The sequence below is a fragment of the Ferrimonas pelagia genome (assembly GCF_039543565.1).
Lineage (GTDB): Bacteria > Pseudomonadota > Gammaproteobacteria > Enterobacterales > Shewanellaceae > Ferrimonas > Ferrimonas pelagia.
This window is the reverse complement of sequence record NZ_BAABJZ010000029.1, coordinates 1-676: the sequence shown is the minus strand read 5'-3', so window position 1 is coordinate 676 and position 676 is coordinate 1. Positions and strand designations below refer to the sequence as shown.

The 676-nt window shown below is 50.3% G+C and carries 1 protein-coding gene, 1 tRNA gene and 1 rRNA gene; all 3 read left to right on the top strand.

The genetic code is table 11. The features are described from left to right. The first annotated feature begins 1 nt into the window (after position 1). Positions 2-116, top strand: a 5S ribosomal RNA gene (gene rrf, locus ABEA08_RS09450). Between the two features lie 40 nt (positions 117-156). Further along, positions 157-233: transfer RNA gene (locus tag ABEA08_RS09445), tRNA-Asp, on the top strand. 266 nt (positions 234-499) lie between these two features. After that, a partial coding sequence (locus tag ABEA08_RS09440; RefSeq protein ID WP_345335055.1) for a helix-turn-helix domain-containing protein occupies positions 500-676 on the top strand: 177 nt, incomplete at its 3' end.

Genomic DNA, 676 nt, shown 5'->3' with positions numbered 1-676 from the left:
GCTTGGTGGCAATAGCATTGTGGAACCACCTGATCCCATGCCGAACTCAGAAGTGAAACGCAATCGCGCCGATGGTAGTGTGGGAGTTCCCATGTGAGAGTAGGTCACCGCCAAGCGCCTAATTTTGTTAACAATGTTAGCAGCACAGAATAGTGCGGAGTGGTAGTTCAGTTGGTTAGAATACCGGCCTGTCACGCCGGGGGTCGCGGGTTCGAGTCCCGTCCACTCCGCCATCTATTTCGATGAACCCAGCCTTGCGGCTGGGTTTTTTCGTATGTGCTCAAAAAGTGAGTGCTAGCTCAGTTGGTTAGCGCTTTATTAGAGCAGCGGCCTGTCACGCCGGGGGCGCGTGTTCTGGCTCTTGAGATAGCCGGTAACGACGCTATCTATTTCGAAAAAGCCTCATCTTAGGATGAGGCTTTTTTCGTATGTGCAATTATACCAATTGCACTAAAAGTTTGATCTAATAGTGCTTTGATTAGTGACCCGAGCATCGACGATGCATACTTCCAGCGATTTCAAGCAACTTGCCAAGAAAGTCAGCGATTTGAGGATGAGAACGCGCTATCTGGCGTTACACCACTTCTTGCGTGGCTACAATCGGACACAAGTCGCCGAAATGCTTGGGATCTCCCGAGGGAGTGTGAACTCTTGGGTAGCTTTGTATCTGTCTGGT